Origin of the sequence: Haloarcula pellucida, from assembly GCF_014647235.1 — an archaeon.
GTDB lineage: Archaea > Halobacteriota > Halobacteria > Halobacteriales > Haloarculaceae > Haloarcula > Haloarcula pellucida.
Window position 1 is genome coordinate 388,263 of record NZ_BMOU01000001.1, and the last position, 17,840, is coordinate 406,102.

Genomic DNA, 17,840 nt, shown 5'->3' on the forward strand with positions numbered 1-17,840 from the left:
TCGAAGAGTGGCGACAAAAGGGTGCCGCCGGCCATGGTCGGCGCCCGCCTTCGTGGGAACCAGACTACTGTGACCGGTCGACGCCCGCTCGTTCGAGGACGCGCTCGGCCTGTCGAATCTGCGGGGCGTCTATCATCTCGCCGTCGACGACGAAGACGCCCCCGTCGGCTTCGTCGCGGGCGCGTAGAATCCGCTCGGCCCACGCGACCCTGTCGTCGTCGGGCGTGAACACGTCGTTGACGACCGTCGCCTGCGCGGGATGGATGGCGAGTTTGCCGTCGTACCCCAACTGGAGCGCCCGGCGGGCGTCCCGACGGAGGCCCGCGTCGTCGGTGAAGTTGGGAAAGTGCGTGTCGATGGGCGTCACGTCGGCCGCCCGTGCCGCGAGGACGACGTGTTGACGGGCGTGGGAGACTTCGCTACGGTCCTCGCTCCCCGTCGCACCGATGTCCCCGGCGAGGTCCTCGGCCCCGAACACCAGCGCGTCCGTCGCCTCGACGGCCGCGATAGCCTCGGCGTGGAGGATCCCCGCCGCGGATTCGACGAGGGCGAGTATCGGGCAGTCGACGTCGGCCTCCTCGAGGAGGTCGGCCAGCAACTCGACGTCCTCGGCGTTCCGAGTCTTCGGGAGCATCACGCTGTCCGGTGCTGGCCCGGCGAGGACGACGGCGAGGTCGTCGGCCGCCCCCGAGCCGACGGGGTTGACCCGGACACAGACCTCACAGTCGGCCGGCAGTACCTCGGCGAGTGCGTCGCGGACGGTCTCGCGGGCGGCGGGTTTGGCGTCGGGGACGACGGCGTCTTCGAGGTCGAAGACGACCACGTCGGCGTCGCTACGCGGTGCCTTCCGTAGCTTCTCTGGCTCGTCGCCGGGGGAGAACAGGACGCTTCTGCGGGGCATACGCTCTCGTTTGGCGCCCCGGTCCGTAAGTGTCGGCGCTGGTGGTGCCCGGCGCGACACTCTCACTTCGGTCGCCGCTCCGACCACCCGGAGATCGTCCCGGTGTAGGCGGCCTGAAACACCACCAGTACCGCGACCCCGAACACGATTCCGGTTCCAAGCGCCGTGAGGACCGACGCCGGGACGGTGATGGTCCGTACAGTCACCCAGACGCCGACGGCGAAGAGGGCGATACCGGCGGCCACGGCGCGGCGCCCGAGTCTGGGCGCTCGCTGGCGAAGTCGCCGTCCGACCGACGACTGCGCCACCGGCCCGGCGACGGCGACGGTCACGGCGAAGGCTCCCCCGAGGGCCACCCACGAGACAGCATCGCTCTCGTAGATAGTGAGGGCCGTCGACACGGACGCGAGGGCGGTCACGATGACTTGGTCCCACGTCGGCGGAGCCTCGGGGAGCCATCCAGCGACAATCGAGCGGAGGGACACCTTCGAAAATTCCGGTCCAGTGACTAAGAAAGTAGGCCATCGTTCACCGCCCCACAGCCTAAGGGACCGGCGGGCGTCGGCCACCACATGGGCGGCCTGTACTACGAGGAGTTCACCGAAGGCGAGACCATCGACCACGCGAAGCGACGGACGATAAGCGAGAGCGACAACCAGCGCTTCTGTGACCTGACGATGAACCAGCAACCGCTCCACTTAGACGCCGAGTTCGCCGCCGAGACGCAGTTCGGCGAGCGCCTCGTCAACGGCCTCTACACGATGTCGCTGGCCGTGGGCCTGACGATTCCCGACACGACGGACGGCACCATCGTCGCGAACCTCTCGTACGACGACGTGGAGCATCCCTCGCCGGTGTTCCACGGCGACACGCTCCGCGCCGAGACGACGGTGACCGAGAAGCGACTGACCAGCGACGAGGAACGTGGCGTCGTCACCATGCGGGTCGACGTGTACAAGCAGGACGACACGCTGGTGTGTTCCTTCGAGCGAACGGCCCTCGTCCAGCGCGCCGAGGACTGACGATGACCGTGCCCGACCGCCGGCGACTCGCCACGTTCGGCCTCACGCTCGCAGGTCTGGCGGCGGCCCTCGTCGCCGTCTCGCTGAGCACCGGCGTCCGGATGGTCGCGTTGGCACCGGCGTACATGTTCACGCCGATGGTCGCCGGCCTCGTCGCCACGCTCACGTCGGGCCTCGCGCCGGGGGCCGTCGGACTGCGCGTCGGTCGCCGCCGGTGGCTAGCCGTCGCGGCGCTGCTGGCGCTGCCCCTCGTCGGACTGACGCTGGCGCTCTCGGTAGCCGTCCCGGGCATCGCCTTCGATCCGAGCGCCGACGCGCTTCCCGGTATCGCACTCCCGGGCGGCGTCGCGGGCGTCCTCGTTACCTTCGGTCTCGTCCTCGCGCTGGGCACCACCGTCAACGCCGTGTTCGCCTTCGGCGAGGAGTTCGGCTGGCGGGGCTATCTCCTGTGGGAACTCGCGCCGCTGGGGTTCTGGAAGGCGTCGGGCGTCATCGGCGCGCTCTGGGGGCTCTGGCACGCCCCTATCATCCTCGACGGGTACAACTTCCCCTCGTTTCCGGTCCTCGGCGTCGGCATGATGGTCGTGGCCTGCGTGGCGTTCTCGCCGCTGTACACCTACGTCGTTCTCCGTGCCGAATCCGTGCTGGCCGCGGCGCTGTTCCACGGCGTGTTCAACGGCTCCGCCGGACTCGTGGTCGTCTACGCCGTCACAGAACGACCCGTGTTGAACGAACTCGTCGCCAGTCCGGTCGGCCTCGCGGGTGCGCTGGCGTTCGGGTTGGCGACGGCGGTGGTCGGGGTCCGCGGGACGCCCGACTTGACTCGGGGAGCTCTCGGGAGCGAGTGAGTCGGTCCGAGCGGTTTTCTCTCCGGCGCTCCTCGAATCGAGTATGGCCGCCGCACGCGCTTCCGCACTCGTAGAGAGGCTGGATCCGGACGCCGTCGCCCGCGTCGGTCTCGGCGCGATGTTGGTACTCGCTGGCGTCCACAAACTCCTCGCGCCGGACGTATGGGCGGCGTACGTGGTGGACTGGCTGGCTCCGTTGCTCCTCGTCACTCCGGTTCAGTTCATGCTGCTCAACGGCGTCCTCGAAATCGGGTTCGGCGCGGTGTTGGTCGCCGACCGCTACACGTCGGCCGCGGCGGCGGTGGCGGCCGTCTCGCTGGCCGCGACGGCCGCGTACCTCGCCGTCGTCGGCGTCACGGAGGGCGGCCTGTTCGTCGACGTGATGATACGCGACGTGGGCCTGACGGCGCTCGCGTCGGCGGTGCTGGTGCGGTCACTGGCACCGTCTTCGTGAGGCGGCGATACGAGTGCCGACGGGAGGTATATATGGTAGAACAGCCAACAAGACACATGACACTCAGTGCCAGAAACTCCCTCCGAGGAACCGTGACGGCCGTCGAGATGGACGGCGTGATGGCCGAAGTCGTGGTCGAACTCGACGACGGCCAGACGGTGACGTCGACGATCACTCGCGACTCCGCGGAGCGACTCAATCTCGTTCCGGGCGACGAGATCAGCGCCGTCGTGAAGGCCAGTGACGTGATGATCGACGCCGAGTGAGGCATCAGAGGACGGTTCCGTGTTTCTTCTCGGGGCGGTCTTTTTCGACGGTTTCGTACATCTCGAAACGAGCGGCCAGCTCCGCCCGTAGGTCGCTTGGCGGAACGATTTCGTCGATGACGACTTCGCTCGCCATCCGGTGGGCGTCGATGTCCTCGCGGTACTCTTCGCGGAGTTCCCGTTCGCGTTCGGCTCGTTTCTCCGGGTCGTCGATGGCGTCGAGTTTGTTCGCGTAGACGGCGTTGATAGCCGCTTCGGGACCCATAATCGCGATTTCACCGCTCGGGAGCGCGAGCGTCGCCTCCGGGTCGTAGGCCGGCCCGGACATGGCGTAGATGCCCGCGCCGTAGGCCTTTCGGACGACGACACACTGCTTCGGGACGGTGGCCGAAGACGTTGCGTAGATCATCTTCTTGCCGGCCTCCAGAATCCCCTCTTTCTCGACGCCCGACCCGGCCATGAACCCCGGCGTATCGCAGAGATAGAGGAGCGGGACGTTGTAGGCGTCACACTTCCAGACGAACTCGGCGGCTTTGCGGGCCGAGTCCGGGAAGATAGCGCCCGCACGCTGGGCCGGTTGGTTGGCGACGATACCGACCGAGCGGCCGTCGATGCGGGCGAACCCGGTCAGAACCTCCCTGCCGTACTCGGGCTGGAGTTCGAAGAAGGAGTCCCCGTCGACCACTCGCTCGATGACCCGATGCATGTCGTACCCCTTGTTTGGCTCCGTCGGGACGACGCCGTCCAGTCCCCCGGGGGACTTCGCCGGCGCGACGGTCTCCGCACTCGGCGGTTTCTGCTCGGCGTTGTCCGGCAGATAGGTGACGAGGTCCGCGACCAGTTCGCGGGCGTGTTCCTCGTCGTCGGCCACGAGGTCGGCGCTGCCAGAGTGTCGGGCGTGGACGTCGGGGCCCCCCAGCGTTTCGAGGTCGATGTCCTCGCCGGTGACCATCTCGACCATCCGCGGGGAAGCGATAGCCAGTGCGCTCATCCCGCGGACCATCACGGTGAAATCCGAGAACACCGGGGTGTAGGCCGCACCGGCGATACAGGGGCCGTACAGCACGCATATCTGCGGGACGGCGCCGGAGAGGATGGAGTGGTTGTAGTAGAACTTCCCGATGCCCTCGCGGTTGGCGAAAAAGCCCCGTTGCTGGTCGATGCGACCGCCCGAGGAGTCGACGAGGTAGAGCGCGGGCCGCCCGGTCTTGAGGGCGCGTTGCTGGAGGCGGAGGAACTTCTCGACGCCGCGCTCGGCCACCGAGCCCGCTTTGACAGTGAAGTCGTTGGCGGCGACGTGGACCCTGCGGCCGTCCAGCGTCGCCGCGCCGGTGAGCATCCCGTCGGCGGGGAGGCGAGTACCGTCGTCGTACTCCTCGACTTCTGGGCTGTCGGCGTGCCACGCGTCGAAGTTGGCGAACCGGCCGTCTTCGAAGTCCAGTCCGTCCTCGCCGAACCAGAGTTCGAGTCGGTCGCGGACGAACAGTTTGCCCTGTTCGGCGAGGCGCTCGCGGTACTTCTCCGGGCCGCCGCGCTCGATATCCGCTATCTCCTCGCGGAGTCGCTCCTCGCGCTCGGTGGGGCTGGCCTCGTCGGCGTCGCCGCTGTCGTCGGTCCCCGCGTCGTCCGTGTCGGCTTCGGCGACCGATTCGACGAACGTGGGGTCGTCGCTGTCGCCGACGTACACTTCGACTCGCTCCCCGACGTGTTCGGCGACGGCGGCGGCGATGGCCGACGCCTCGTCGCGGCTCGCGTCTGCGGCGATACGAACCTTCATACCGTGTCCCACGGCCCCAGGGGTCACAGTCCTTGCCCCGCTCGCGGCTCGATTATCATCGCTCGTAATGTCGCCGGTCGATTGATAACCGGTCGTAGGCAACTGGCTGGCAATGAGCGTCGCCAGCGTCGGGGTGAAGCGAGGCCGTCGTGCTGCCGGGTGGATTCGTCGCGGTCTCCTCGCGGCGATACTCCTCGGCGCCCTCACCGTCGTCGCAAGTGGGGCCGTCGCGGCCGCCGACACCACGCCGCCGGAGTGGGGGAACGCGACGAAGGGGAACGCGACGACGATCCACGTGACCGTCTACGACAACGGCACGCTGGACCCCGAGAGCATTCAGGCCGAAGACTTCGCCCTGACTGCCGGGTCCGTCGCGAACGTCTCCGTCACGTCACTCGACGTCGACGGGAAGAACCGCACCGGAGCCCGCGTGTCCCTGTTTCTCGACGACCGAGTCGACACCAACAACGTCTCTATCGGCATCCGGAGCGGCGCCGCTATCAAGGACAGTGCGCGTAACGAACTCGACGAAGGGACTGTCACCGTCTCGGGGATGGACTCCACGACGCCGCGGTATCGTTCGTTCGAGTTGCAGCGCGTGAACGAATCGACCGTCGAGATCCGGGCGGAGACGAACGAACGACTCTCCGCCCTCCGCGTCAGCATCGGCGGACCGACGACGGACGAACTGAACCGTTCGAACTTCACCGAATCCGTCGGCGACACGGCGGTGTACACGGCTCGCTATACGTTCCCGGAGGAGGGGCAGTACGCGGTCCTCTGGATGTCGGCCACCGACCGCTACAACAACAGCGTCAGGTTCAGCCGGTTGAAGAAGTTCCGCTACGACGGGTCCGCACCGAACGTCACGCTCGAAGGCCCCGAGAACGCCACCGTCGGCGACCCGGTGAACTTCTCTGCGGCCAACGCCACGGACGACCAGCGAATCGAGCGCTACCGCTGGCGCGTCGACGGCGGCACCATCATCCCGGGCGAGTCGATTCGCGTCGCGTTCGCGACGCCGGGCACCCACGAGATAGCCGTCGAAGTGACGGACCCGTTCGGCAACACTGCCGTCGCCACGAAGACAGTGACCGTCGCCACGGCCAACGGCAGTTCCGGCACTGTCAATCTCACACGGATCAACGCGACCCACGCGACGGCGACGGTCGACGGGACGGGGTTCGCACAGACGCTCGGGCCGTCCGACGACAGACCGCTCGTGTCCGGCGCCAACGCCTCGTTGCTGCGAGTGACGGCCTCGTTGCCCGACAACGGGACCGTTCCGGTCGCACTCGCGGCGCGAAATCGGACGCCGCCCTCGCTCGCGACGGCGACGGGCGACGCTGGACTCGCGGTGTTCGAGATAGACCACGGCGGCGTGCCGGCCGAGGGCGTGACGCTCCGGTTCGCCGTCGACCGGGCGGCGCTGGATCGTTCCGGCGTCGCCCCCGAGGCGGTCACGCTGTACCGTGACGACGGTGGCTGGGCGGCGCTGGAAACGACCGTCGTCGAGCGCGGCGAGTCGCGCGTCGTCTACCGGGCGACGGCACCGGGGCTCTCGCGGTTCGCTGTGGGTCTCGACAGATCACGGACCGCCGCCGTGACGGCCGAGACGCCGACCGAGCGGGAAACCGCGACGCCGACCGAACAGGTCACCACGACGCCGACCGAGCGGACGGACCGAGCGGGGACACCGAACATCCGGGTCACGAACGCCACCGCCGACGCCGCCGACCTCTCGGTCGGTGACCGGGTCGTCGTCACGGTGAATCTCACGAATCGCGGGACCGCGACAGGCGATTACCTCGTCACCCTCTTTCTGAACGATTCGACGCTCGCCACCCGCGAAGTGACGGTGCCGGCGGGCGAGGTGCGCACGACGGAGTTCGCCAGAGAACTGCCCGAGGGCGGTCCACTCGAAGTCGGAAGCCGGCGAGTCGCCACCGTCAGTAGCGGTGGTGGCGGGATCGCACTGCCGGGCGTCCCGACGCTCCCGTCCGTGCCGAACCCGCTGGCGCTGTGGCCCAGCGGTATCGTCGGGACGATACTGAGCGCCCTCGTGGGACTGGTCGTCGTGGTCTACGGTATTCTAAAAGCGCTGGCGATATACCTCGGTTACTGACCGGTCTCGGATTCGAGGCGGTCGATGAGCGACGCGTTACCGAGGTGAAGCGGCGTGCGCTCGTGGAGTTCGTCGGGGTTCAGGTCGAGGAGCGACTGTTCGCCGTTCGAGGACCTGCCACCGGCGGCCTCGACGATGTAGGCCATCGGTTGGCCCTCGAACTGGAGACGTAGTTTCCCTTCGGGTCGGGACTGCAGGGCGGGATACGCGAAGATGCCGCCGTACGTGAGCACCTGATTGATGTCGGCTATCATCGCGCCGCCGTAGCGGAGTTTGAGTTCGCGGCGAATCTCCTCGGCGAACGTCCGGAAGTCGTCCGTCCACGAGTCGACGCCGCCGCCGAACCCGAACACGGTCGGGTCCTCGGGGACGGTCACGTCGTCGTCGACCACGCGTCGGTCGTCGCCGAGGACGTACTCTTTCACGCGGCCGTCGCGGGCGACGACCATCGACGTGACGGGCCCGTAGATGACGAACCCGGCGGCCAGCAGATTCCGGCCCGTCGTGGGCGGGCGCTCGCTGTACACGCCGAAGATGGTACCCATGCCGCTGTTGGGTTCCAGATTCGAGGACCCGTCGAGGGGGTCCATCGCGACGTGCAGGCGTCCGTCGCTGGTCGCGACTTCCTCGCGTTCCTCGCTGGCGTAGGTGGCCACGCCGTCGATGCCGAGGATGCGCTCCTCGAACAGTTCGTCCGCCCGGAGGTCGGCCGCCAGTTGCTCGTCGCCGCTGGGGTTGACCGTGCCGCTGTGTTCGCGTTCCGTCGCGATGGCTGTTCGAACGTCGCTCGCCGCGTCCGCGATTGTGTCGATGACCTGTGCGACCGTCCGATCGGCCTGGGTGGCCGGGGCGTCGAGTGATTTGCTCATCTATGGTGGGGCTGGGTGGCGCGCCGGTCAGTTCGGGAGTGGGGCCGTCCGGCGAGTGATTCCCAGTGTGTCGTCACTCCCTGCTTCTTCCCCACACCATAAGTATCTTGTTGCTGACATTTACTACGGAGCGAGTCAATTATTCGGTAGCGCCGCCCTCGTTGGGTTTGAGCATGGTGGTTAGTCACACATTTATTGAATGGTAAGGGTAGTTACTATTCGTCTAAGGTCGGCAGACTTACACGAACACGGGTCGAACCGACGGGTATGCAACTCGACGACATCGACCGCGTCGGCGTCGTGGGTGCCGGCACGATGGGCAACGGCATCGCGCAGGTCGCCGCCGCTTCGGGCTACGACGTCGTGATGCGCGACGTCGAACAGCAGTTCGTCTCCGCGGGGTTCGACGACATCGACGAGAGCCTCGGTCGTCTCGTCGCCCGGGACGAACTGACCCGGTCGGAAGCCGACCGCGCCCGGGACCGCATCGAAGGGACGACGGACCTCGCCGACCTGTCCGACTGTGACCTCGTGGTCGAAGCGGTCACGGAGGATATGGACGTCAAGCAGTCCGTCTTCGAGGACCTTGCGGACACCTGTCGGACCGAGACGGTACTCGCGACGAACACCAGTACGCTCTCTATAACCACCATCGCCAGCGTCGTCGACCGGGCCGAGCGAGTGCTTGGCCTCCACTTCATGAACCCCGTCCCGGTGATGAAAGGCGTCGAAGTCGTCGTCGGCGAGAAGACGGGCGCGGACACGCTCACACTGGGACACGCGTTCGCGAAGGACCTCGGTAAGGAGACGTGGGAGGCCGACGACAAACCCGGCTTCGTCGTCAACCGCGTCCTCATGCCGTGGATAAACGAGGGTATCCGCGCCTACGACGAGGGCGTCGCCGGGATGGCCGACATCGACCGCGGACTGACCCTCGGGACGAACGTCCCGATGGGGCCGCTGGAACTGGCCGACCACATCGGCCTCGACGTCGTCCTCGACGCGAGCGAAACGCTCCACGAGGAACTCGGGGACCGGTACAAACCGGCGTACCTCCTCAAGCGGAAGGTCGCCGCCGGTGACCTCGGGAAGAAGACCGGCGCGGGGTTCTACGAGTACGACTGACCCGCCGTGGCGGCCGGAATACGATAGCGGACAACCGACTGGGCGTTGCCGAACAGTAAAGTCACGGCCCTCGATACCTTGACACATGGAGTTCAGTCCCACAGCGGAGCAGCGCCAGATACAGGAGATGGTCGCGGAGTTCGTCGACGAGGAGGTGGTTCCGCGCGCGGCCGAGATAGACGAGACGGACGAGTTCCCGTGGGACCTCGTCGACCAGATGGCCGAGTTGGGGCTGATGGGGATGCCCATCCCCGAGGCGTACGGCGGCGCCGGCCTCGACTACCACAGTTATGCGATGGCACTGGAGGAGATCTCCCGCGGGAGCGGGGGCCTCGGCACCATCGTCGCCGCCCACATCTCGCTGGCCTGCAACATGGTCTACGAGTTCGGCGACGAGGCCCAGAAGGAGACGTACCTCACCCCGATGGCCGAGGGCGAGGAGGTCGGCGCGTTCGCGCTCTCGGAACCCGGCGCCGGGAGCGACGTGCCCGCGATGACGACCACGGCCGAACCCGACGGCGACGGCTACGTCGTCGACGGCGGGAAACTGTGGATATCGAACGGCTCCGTCGCAGATACGGTCGTCCTGTTCGCGAAGACCGACCCAGAGGCGGGCAACAAGGGCATCTCCTCGTTCGTCGTCCGCCCCGAGGAGGACGACGGGTTCGTCGTGGAGGGCACGGAGCACAAACTCGGTGACAAGGGCTGTCCGACGGCGGAACTGCGGTTCGACGACATGTACCTCCCCGAGGAACGCCGCCTCGGCGACGAGGGCCGCGGGTTCGTCCACGCGCTGAAGACGCTCAACGGCGGGCGCATCACCATCGCCGCCCGGGGCGTCGGCATCGCACAGGCCGCGCTGGACGAAGCCCTGCAGTACGCACAGGACCGCGAGCAGTTCGACCGCCCCATCTCCGATTTTCAGGCCATCCAGCACAAACTCGCGGACATGGACACGAAGACGTCGGCCGCCCGACTGCTGATGCATCAGGCCGCCGACCTGAAGATGCGCGGCGAGAACTACGTCAAGGAGGCCGCACAGGCCAAACTGTACGCCTCCGAAGTCTCCCGCGAGGTGGCCAACGAGGGCATCCAGATCCACGGCGGCTACGGCTACACGAAGGACTTCCCCGTCGAGCGGTTCTACCGCGACGCCAAACTCAACGAGATATACGAGGGGACCAGCGAAGTCCTCCGCAACACCATCGCCGACGAGTTGCTGGACTGATACTGGTGGCTGTAAGTTCGTAACGATATTCGCCACCCCGGGGTGGCGAATCACTTCAGTTTGTTACAGCCACCAGTATGAGTTACTGTTCGCCGTCCGCGTCTCCGAGATTCTCGCCCATCCACGCGTAGTGCTCGCGCAGGCGACGCTCGCCGCCCTCGGTGAGCGAGTACTTGTCGGCGATGCCGTCGGTGCGGTGTTGGACGAACCCGGCGTCCGCCATCGCCTCCAGCGCCCCGTAGAAGCTCTTCGGTTCGATGCGCGCGTCGTACCGCCGTTCGAGGCGCGTCTTGAGCCGTTGGCCCGTCAGTTCGCCGTCCTCGGCCCCGGCGAGGATGACGCACATGTCCCGCCGCCGCCCGCTCTGGAACCACTTCGCCATGGCCGGACGCACGTCGGGCACCCCTTCGGGTGTTTCGACTTCGCGCCGGTCACGGCGGTCACCGACCGGTCCGGACGGCGCCACAGCGATACCGCCCCAACCGCTCACGCTCGACCGTCTCTGGACCGTCGAGGTCCGTCCGCTCCGTCGCCACCCACAGGCTCACCGCCGTCATCCCGTCGTCGTGGGTCCGGTTCCACCGCTCACAGAGGAACGTCGCCAGCGAGCGGCGGAGTCTGGGTTCGGTACGGGCGTCGTCGAGGAACTTCCGCCAGCGCTCGTTCGGGTACCGCGACGCGGCCTCGGTCGGGCGCGAGCGGTCGTAGGGCTCCCCGGTGAGTGCGTCGACGCGCTCGCCGCTGGTCAGGTTCGCGGGGGCTTCGTACCACCACGTCGCCAGCGGCGGCGACGGCGCGAACATGTCCCACGAGCGGTCCGTCAGTCGGTCCGGCGTGCCCGCCGGCGCGGCGACGACGCCGAGTCCGACGGCGTTCGTCACCAGAATCACGGCCAGACAGCAGGCCGCGAGCGCGCGGGCGATGCGAGAGAGCGCTGGAACGCGGTCGGCCAGCGGCGTCCGTCCCGAACCGACTGCCGAGAGCGACGCCAGCGGCCGGAGGCGGTCCGCGGCGCGGTCCCAGACGACGCTCGGGAACAGCGCGAGCAACCCCGTCGCCGAGACCAGCGGGAACACGCCGATAGAGAGCGTCAGCACCATCCCGAGGTGGGCGCCGACGAACGCGCCGACCAGCGCCGCCCGACGCCACCCGGTCAGGACGACGAGCAAGGGCGAGGTCAGCAACATCCCGACCCAGAGCCAGTCGACGAGCGTCAGGAGCGGTGCCCACCCGGCGACGACGTCACCGAGCAGGACGGTGAAGTGGTCCAGTTGGAAGACGTAGCGGACCGCGTCGCCCCGAAGCCACACGTCGGCTCTGAGTTTGACGACGGCGTTTGTGGCGTAGACGACGACAATCTGTGCCAGCAACCCGACCGTGGCGGGACCGACGACGCTGTGGTCGTCGGCCGCCCCCTCGGTGGCGTCGGCGGCCCAGCGGCTTCCGAGAGGAAGGAACAGGCCCCAGAACAGCAGTCGGCGCAAGAGTACGTCCCCGCTGTTGAGCACGAACGGGTTCCGGACCTGTATCGAGACGAGGAGGACGAGCGAGACGAACGTCGCGAGTCGGGTCCGATAGCCGACGAGCAGCGATAGCGCAGCGACGGCGGCGGCGAGACACAGGAGTCCCTGTACCCACGCGGCCCCCGAGAGCGCGTGTAACGAGATGACGTCCCACCCGGGGTAGAGCGTGCCCAACACCGACCGAGGGAGGACGCCGGCGTCGGTGTAGAAGGCGACGAGGTCCGGCAAGCGGCGTGTGAGGTCGACGAGGACCACGAACGCAAGCGAGATACGAAACGCGGCGAGAGCCCGGCGGTCGATGGCAAACCGACGAGCGAGCGCCTCGCGGACTGTCGGCGTCACGATGTCCGGAATCAGCGCAGTCGCGGACATAAGTCTTCCACCTGCCGTACACCGACAGATTTCATTGGGTGTGGTCCGAACGTCGAACCGATGGCAGACACCGAGGACCCGACGGAAGCGACGGCCGACGATATCACCGCCCGCTATCGAGAGACCGAGACGGAGCGACTGCTCACGTTCGAGGCGGACGGCCGCACGGCCGCCATCGCCCAGAACGTCGAGGGGTACGCGATGCTGAAGGTCAGGCCCAGCGCCGACGGCGACGAACTCGAACGCTACTACGGGTTCGATATGGCCTTGGACCACGCCGCCGAGTTGCTCGGGACCTCGCCGAACGCGCTGCCGGTCCCCGAGGCGGCCGCCGACATGGGGATGTAGTCGACCGATACGAGGTGCCCTTCTGCGAGATGTGCCCTGTGAGTGTCCCGCCAGTACCCGGTCGCATCAGGGCCGTGTACCTCCCGACTCCGTCGTAGGCTGGCGGTTTTCGCTCGGTAGCACTGACTATTCAGGTACGTTCGTCTACGTGTCGGCCATAGCCATATACTGCAGTCATATAAACGATTCTTACCTCCGATGGCCAGCGGACACGTGCATGGTCGATCTAACTCGACGGACACTGATTTCTAGTACGGTCGCTGCGGCACTGGGGGCAAGTGTCGCCGGGGTCGCGAGTGGTGAAGAAGTCGCCGAGACGAACACTCCCGGCGCACCCAGCGTGAAGGGGTCACTGAAGCGGTTCTCCTCGACGGCGTTCGGTGCCGAGGTCACCGGCCCGTTCGTCTTCGAGGACGGGTCGCTGCTGTACAGCCTCCAGCACCCATCGGAGGACAACCAACCGCCGTTCGACACGGCCGGAGTCGGATACTTCAGCGGGTTCCAGTTCGAACTCGACGGGGACAACGACGACTTCGACGAACTGTCGACGCCACAGTCCGATACGGAACAGCGGCAGATTCGCGCCGCCGACGGCGAGTACACGCTGTTCGGTCAGGGCCGCGACGAGATAAACGGCGGCACAGAGCGTCTCGGGGTCACACAGACGCCCGACGGCACCGACATCTCGTGGGACAACTTCGACGGCAGTCAGTACGGGGCGGCCGGCACGAACCCCGACTGCAACCAGTTCGTCCCGTCGAACGACGACGGGACCGAGGGGTACCTGTTCACCAACTGGGAGAACAGTCCCGGCAACGTCTCGCGGATTCCGCTCAGCAAGACCGAGGACGGCGAGTGGGAGGCCGATCTGGAGAACGCCATCAACCTCGCAAACACCGACCCGTTCCGGGAACTCGGCGGGACCCGAATCAACTGCTACGGCGACCGGAGCCCGTGGAACACGATGATCTCCTCCGAGGAGAACTACGCTCACGTACGCGTCTCCCTGACCACGACGGTCGGCGACGTCGTCGAGGCCGGCACCGGCAAGGGCCTGCTCGGCGCGTGTCAGTTCTGGAACCGCCCGAACCCGGCCGGCATCCAGAGCGCCGTCGACGAGTACTACGGCGACGAGTCGTGGTACGTACAGGGCTCCTGGGCGATGAAAGGCGTCGAGTTCCTCGCGTACTATCTGGGCGCCGAGCAGGTGGATCAGGGCGTGTACGGCAGCACGATGGACCCCATCGGTGACACCTACCCGAACCCGTACCGCTACGGGTACCACGTCGACATTCGAGAGCCGACGGCCGAGACCCCACAGCCGATCAAGTACTACGTGATGGGGCGGGCCGCGTGGGAGTCGCCGAACATTCAGGCCGACGAGCAGACCGTCTACGGCTGTTCCGACGGCGACAGCAAGGGCATCTACAAGTTCGTCGCCGACGAGCCGATTCCGAGCTACGACGACCCGATGGACGTCGAGGGGACGCTCTATGCCCCGAAGATTACGAACGACGCTGCCAACGCCGCCGAGGCGGGCACCCGCAACTCGCCGGCCGACACGCCGCTCGAAATCGAGTGGCTGGAACTCGGTCACGCGAGCAATCGCGAGATCGAGTCGTGGATCGCCGAGTACGACGACATCACGCAGGTCGACTACCTCGAAACGCACGCAGAGACCGACTGGGAGTCTGACCTCGACGCAGCCATCGAAGAGGCCGACCGTGCGGTCGTCGAGAACGGCAACCAGAACTACGTCACCAACGAGGAGATCGTCGAGTGGGCCGAGCAGTACGAGTCGAAAGGACCCGACAAGGTGGACGAGGACCTCCGGAAGATTCCGTTCCTCGAAACCCGTGCCGCCGCGAAGGAAATCGGGGCTTCCATCGAGTTCAACAAGGCCGAGGGCGTCGACAGCATCGACGGCGCCGGTCCCGGCGACTTCGTCTACTTCGGCATCTCGTCGTTCAACGACGACCTCGCGAACGAGCAGGGCGACATCCAGCTCGACCGCGTCGACGGCGGTGTCGTCTACCGCGCCGAACTCGAACCGGACTACAACGTCTCGACGCTCGAACCGGTCATCGTCGGTCCGGACTTCACCGACGCGCCCGCGGACGCCGACGGCGCCCTCCGCAACATCGACAACCTCTACGTGATGGACGACGGCCGAGTGCTGTGCTGTGAGGACGGGTTCGGCGGCCCGGCGCGCTCGTACCCCAACGACTGCCTGTACGTCTACGAACCGAACCTCGTCGTGGACGTGGCGTCCGTCGAGACGGCCATCAAGTCGACGGCCGAGGCGGCCGTGACGGCGTCCTCGCTCCCCGACGGTTTCACCGCCGCCGAGATGACCGTCTCCGTCGAGGACGCTCGGGTGGCCGACATCACCGGCGTCTCGGTGCCAGAGGGCCTCGACGCCGCCGAGGCGACCGTCAGCGGCGACGGTACCACGGCGACCATCAGCGTACGCGACCCGGTCGGTACCGTACAGGCCGGTGCGATGGACGTCACGCTGGCGACGCTCGAACTCACCGGCCAGAGCAAGGGACAGACGGAACTGTCGGTCACCGTCGATTCCCTCGCGGACGAGGGCGGTAACGCGCTCGACGTCGAAGGGCGAACCGGGCAGGTCACCTCGATACCGCCGGGAGAGTCCGACGACAAGCCCGGGAAGGGCCCCGGCGTCTGTCGGCCGGAGCAGAACTAACACGCGACCTCTCGGGCTCGATTAGCCCACCCTCTCCACTCAATGTCCCAGACTCACGATCCGGCGACGACCGACACGGCGTCTCTCTACCGCGAGTACGTCCTCGACGTGCGAATCGTCGAGTACGAGACCGCGGCCGGCGAGACTCGGTATCGGTTCGACGCGCCAGAGCACTGCGGTATCGAGTTCGAAGACGAGGAGACGGCGGCGCTGTACGCCGACGTCTACTTCGACGTCAACGGCTTCGAGGAGGCCGGAACCGGCGAGCGCGGCGTCCCGCCGGCGATCATTCAGGCCGGTCGCGACACGCTGGTCGCGTACTTCCTCACCCAATCCGACGTCGACGTCCACTGGGTGGCGTCCTTCTACGGTGAGAAACCGGAGAAGGTCCAGCGCTACGCCAACCGCGTCAGGAAGCGGGCCGAGACGATTCGGAGCGGCATCCGAGAGCGCGGGCTGGACTGACCGCGGTCCACCGCGTTTCGCCCGAACCACTATAGCACGCGAGGCCGACGACGTCGGTATGTCGACGACACTCGACCACTTCGACCACCCCGCGTGGCTGACCGCCGCCGGAACGCTCGCGGGCTACGGCCTCGTCTTGCTGTTCCTGTTTCTCCTGCTGTTTGTCGCGCCGTATCTGGTCTTCCCCGCGTAGTCCGCTGGGTACCCCAGTCTTCGTTTTCCCCGTGGGGCGGGGGCAAGAGTCAAACCGCACGCCGTGGTAGCAGGTGGCATGAGTGTCGAGCAGGAGCAGGGCGAGCGTACCATCCGGTGTCTGGTCGCGAAAGTCGGCCTCGACGGCCACGACCGAGGGGCCCACGTCATCGCACGAGCACTCCGCGACGCCGGGTTCGAAGTCATCTACTCCGGTCTGCACCGGTCCCCCGACGAAGTCGTGCAGGCCGCGGTCCAGGAGGACGTAGACGTCGTCGGCATCTCCATCCTCTCGGGGGCACACAAGACGCTGGTCCCGAAGATTCTCGACGGCCTCAAAGAGTACGACGCCTTCGACGACCGTCTCGTCCTCGTCGGCGGCATCGTCCCCGACGACGACAAGGCCGACCTCCGCGGGCTGGGCGTCGACGAGATATTCGGACCCGGCGCGTCGATGGAGGAGATGATCTCGTACATCCGCGAACACGCACCCGATCGATGAGCGACCTCGTCGCGGACCTGCTAGCGGGCAAACACAGCGCACTGGCGCGAGTCATCACGAAGATAGAGAACCGCTCGCCGGGCTACCGGGAAACCGTCTCGGAGTTACACCAGCACACCGGCCACGCCGACGTCGTCGGCGTCACGGGCAGTCCCGGCGCCGGCAAGTCCACGCTGGTCGACAAGGTGGCCGCCGAGTACCGCGACCGCGGCCTCACGGTCGGCGTCATCGCCATCGACCCGTCCTCGCCGTACTCCGGCGGGGCAGTGCTGGGCGACCGCATCCGCATGGCCTCGAACGCCGGTGACATGGACGTGTTCTTCCGGTCGATGTCGGCCCGCGGGTCGCTCGGCGGGCTATCGACGGCGACGACGGACGCCGTCACCGCGCTAGACGCCTTCGGGAAGGACGTGATAATCGTCGAGACGGTCGGCGCCGGCCAGAACGAGGTCGACATCGTCCGGACCGCCGACACGGTGGCCGTCCTCGTCCCGCCGGGGAGCGGCGACGACGTCCAGATGCTGAAGGCAGGCATCCTCGAAATCGGCGACGTGTTCGTCGTCAACAAGGCCGACTTAGACGGCGCCGACCGCACGGTCCAGCAGTTACGAGAGATGTTACAGGGCCGGGGCGGTGGGGCGGGCCACCACGGTGCGATGGCGGCCACGGACGAGAGCGCGATAGGGCCTGACACCGAGGGCGACGCGGCCGACGAGCGGTGGGACCCGCCCATCGTCGAGACGGTGGCGAACCGGAGCGAGGGCGTCGAGGCGTTCATCTCGGTGCTGGAGGACCACGCGGACTACCTCGACCGGACCGGCAAGCGAGAGCAACAGGCCCGTGACCGGTTCGCCGCGGAGATACGGACGCTGTTGCGCGAGGACGCAAACGAACTGGTGTCCGGCGAACTCGACCGCCACGGCGGCATCGAGTCGGCCGTCGACGCCGTCATGGCTCGCGAGACGGACCCCTACACCGTCGTCGACGAGGTTCTCGCGCCGCTCCGTGAGTGTCTCGACGCCGAGAACGCCCCGTGAGGGGCGAAGGGAAACCACGCGGATGACGACGCCCCGTCAGCGCGCGGCAGACGGGGATTGTTCCGGGGTTCCCTTA

General features: G+C 67.2%; 19 protein-coding genes. 13 read left to right on the top strand and 6 right to left on the bottom strand.

Annotated elements, in window-relative coordinates; all coding sequences use genetic code 11:
* Nucleotides 1-64 precede the first annotated feature (64 nt).
* Nucleotides 65-901 (bottom strand): HpcH/HpaI aldolase/citrate lyase family protein, encoded by an 837-nt coding sequence (locus tag IEY28_RS02110; protein WP_188994102.1) that lies wholly within the window; start codon nucleotides 899-901, stop codon nucleotides 65-67.
* A gap of 62 nt (nucleotides 902-963) precedes the next feature.
* Nucleotides 964-1,386, bottom strand: a complete 423-nt coding sequence (locus tag IEY28_RS02115) for a hypothetical protein (protein WP_188994104.1) — start codon at nucleotides 1,384-1,386, stop codon at nucleotides 964-966.
* A gap of 87 nt (nucleotides 1,387-1,473) precedes the next feature.
* On the opposite strand from IEY28_RS02115, the gene IEY28_RS02120 reads away from it, so the two are divergent.
* From IEY28_RS02120 to IEY28_RS02135, 4 genes are read left to right on the top strand one after another with little or no spacing between them, the layout of a single operon-like run.
* On the top strand, nucleotides 1,474-1,923 hold the full coding sequence (locus tag IEY28_RS02120) for a MaoC family dehydratase (protein WP_188994106.1): 450 nt from the start codon (nucleotides 1,474-1,476) through the stop codon (nucleotides 1,921-1,923).
* Between the two features lie 2 nt (nucleotides 1,924-1,925).
* Nucleotides 1,926-2,771: a CPBP family intramembrane glutamic endopeptidase gene (locus IEY28_RS02125; protein ID WP_188994108.1), complete on the top strand. Its 846-nt coding sequence runs from the start codon at nucleotides 1,926-1,928 to the stop codon at nucleotides 2,769-2,771.
* 43 nt (nucleotides 2,772-2,814) lie between these two features.
* A complete protein-coding gene (locus tag IEY28_RS02130; RefSeq protein ID WP_188994110.1) occupies nucleotides 2,815-3,225 on the top strand; it encodes a DoxX family membrane protein in 411 nt (136 codons plus the stop codon).
* 56 nt (nucleotides 3,226-3,281) lie between these two features.
* Nucleotides 3,282-3,491 carry a TOBE domain-containing protein gene (locus tag IEY28_RS02135; protein ID WP_188994112.1) on the top strand — a complete coding sequence of 70 codons (210 nt, stop codon included), beginning with the start codon at nucleotides 3,282-3,284 and terminating at the stop codon, nucleotides 3,489-3,491.
* A gap of 4 nt (nucleotides 3,492-3,495) precedes the next feature.
* Here IEY28_RS02135 and IEY28_RS02140 read toward each other — a convergent pair whose 3' ends face one another.
* A complete protein-coding gene (locus IEY28_RS02140; protein ID WP_188994114.1) occupies nucleotides 3,496-5,268 on the bottom strand; it encodes an acyl-CoA carboxylase subunit beta in 1,773 nt (590 codons plus the stop codon).
* Nucleotides 5,269-5,380: 112 nt separating this feature from the next.
* Between IEY28_RS02140 and IEY28_RS02145 the strand changes: the two genes are divergently transcribed.
* A complete protein-coding gene (locus tag IEY28_RS02145) occupies nucleotides 5,381-7,393 on the top strand; it encodes a PKD domain-containing protein (RefSeq protein WP_188994116.1) in 2,013 nt (670 codons plus the stop codon).
* Here IEY28_RS02145 and IEY28_RS02150 read toward each other — a convergent pair.
* On the bottom strand, nucleotides 7,387-8,262 hold the full coding sequence (locus IEY28_RS02150; protein WP_188994118.1) for a class 1 fructose-bisphosphatase: 876 nt from the start codon (nucleotides 8,260-8,262) through the stop codon (nucleotides 7,387-7,389). The two genes, IEY28_RS02145 and IEY28_RS02150, sit on opposite strands and share 7 nt — an antisense overlap.
* A 267-nt stretch (nucleotides 8,263-8,529) precedes the next feature.
* Here IEY28_RS02150 and IEY28_RS02155 point away from each other — a divergent pair, with 267 nt between their 5' ends.
* Entirely contained in the window at nucleotides 8,530-9,387 is an 858-nt protein-coding gene (locus IEY28_RS02155) for a 3-hydroxyacyl-CoA dehydrogenase family protein (RefSeq protein WP_188994120.1), read from the top strand.
* Between the two features lie 85 nt (nucleotides 9,388-9,472).
* A complete protein-coding gene (locus IEY28_RS02160) occupies nucleotides 9,473-10,615 on the top strand; it encodes an acyl-CoA dehydrogenase (RefSeq protein ID WP_188994122.1) in 1,143 nt (380 codons plus the stop codon).
* Nucleotides 10,616-10,697: 82 nt separating this feature from the next.
* On the opposite strand, the gene IEY28_RS02165 is transcribed toward IEY28_RS02160, so the two are convergent.
* Nucleotides 10,698-10,997 (bottom strand): helix-turn-helix transcriptional regulator, encoded by a 300-nt coding sequence (locus IEY28_RS02165; protein WP_188994124.1) that lies wholly within the window; start codon nucleotides 10,995-10,997, stop codon nucleotides 10,698-10,700.
* Between the two features lie 58 nt (nucleotides 10,998-11,055).
* Nucleotides 11,056-12,510, bottom strand: coding sequence for an HTTM domain-containing protein (locus IEY28_RS02170; protein WP_188994126.1), 1,455 nt, complete (start codon nucleotides 12,508-12,510; stop codon nucleotides 11,056-11,058).
* Between the two features lie 60 nt (nucleotides 12,511-12,570).
* Here IEY28_RS02170 and IEY28_RS02175 point away from each other — a divergent pair, with 60 nt between their 5' ends.
* The 6 genes from IEY28_RS02175 to meaB all read left to right on the top strand — a co-directional run bounded on the left by IEY28_RS02175 (nucleotide 12,571) and on the right by meaB (nucleotide 17,764).
* Nucleotides 12,571-12,858: a DUF7111 family protein gene (locus IEY28_RS02175; protein WP_166969146.1), complete on the top strand. Its 288-nt coding sequence runs from the start codon at nucleotides 12,571-12,573 to the stop codon at nucleotides 12,856-12,858.
* 217 nt (nucleotides 12,859-13,075) lie between these two features.
* Nucleotides 13,076-15,568, top strand: coding sequence for an alkaline phosphatase PhoX (locus IEY28_RS02180; protein WP_188994128.1), 2,493 nt, complete (start codon nucleotides 13,076-13,078; stop codon nucleotides 15,566-15,568).
* Nucleotides 15,569-15,610: 42 nt separating this feature from the next.
* Nucleotides 15,611-16,033, top strand: coding sequence for a hypothetical protein (locus IEY28_RS02185; protein WP_188994130.1), 423 nt, complete (start codon nucleotides 15,611-15,613; stop codon nucleotides 16,031-16,033).
* A 58-nt stretch (nucleotides 16,034-16,091) separates the two neighbouring features.
* Nucleotides 16,092-16,226 carry a hypothetical protein gene (locus IEY28_RS20735; RefSeq protein ID WP_268239415.1) on the top strand — a complete coding sequence of 45 codons (135 nt, stop codon included), beginning with the start codon at nucleotides 16,092-16,094 and terminating at the stop codon, nucleotides 16,224-16,226.
* Nucleotides 16,227-16,304: 78 nt separating this feature from the next.
* Nucleotides 16,305-16,727: a cobalamin B12-binding domain-containing protein gene (locus tag IEY28_RS02190; RefSeq protein WP_188994132.1), complete on the top strand. Its 423-nt coding sequence runs from the start codon at nucleotides 16,305-16,307 to the stop codon at nucleotides 16,725-16,727.
* On the top strand, nucleotides 16,724-17,764 hold the full coding sequence (gene meaB, locus IEY28_RS02195) for a methylmalonyl Co-A mutase-associated GTPase MeaB (RefSeq protein ID WP_188994134.1): 1,041 nt from the start codon (nucleotides 16,724-16,726) through the stop codon (nucleotides 17,762-17,764). The genes IEY28_RS02190 and meaB overlap by 4 nt, the downstream gene beginning before the upstream one ends.
* Nucleotides 17,765-17,840 lie beyond the last annotated feature (76 nt).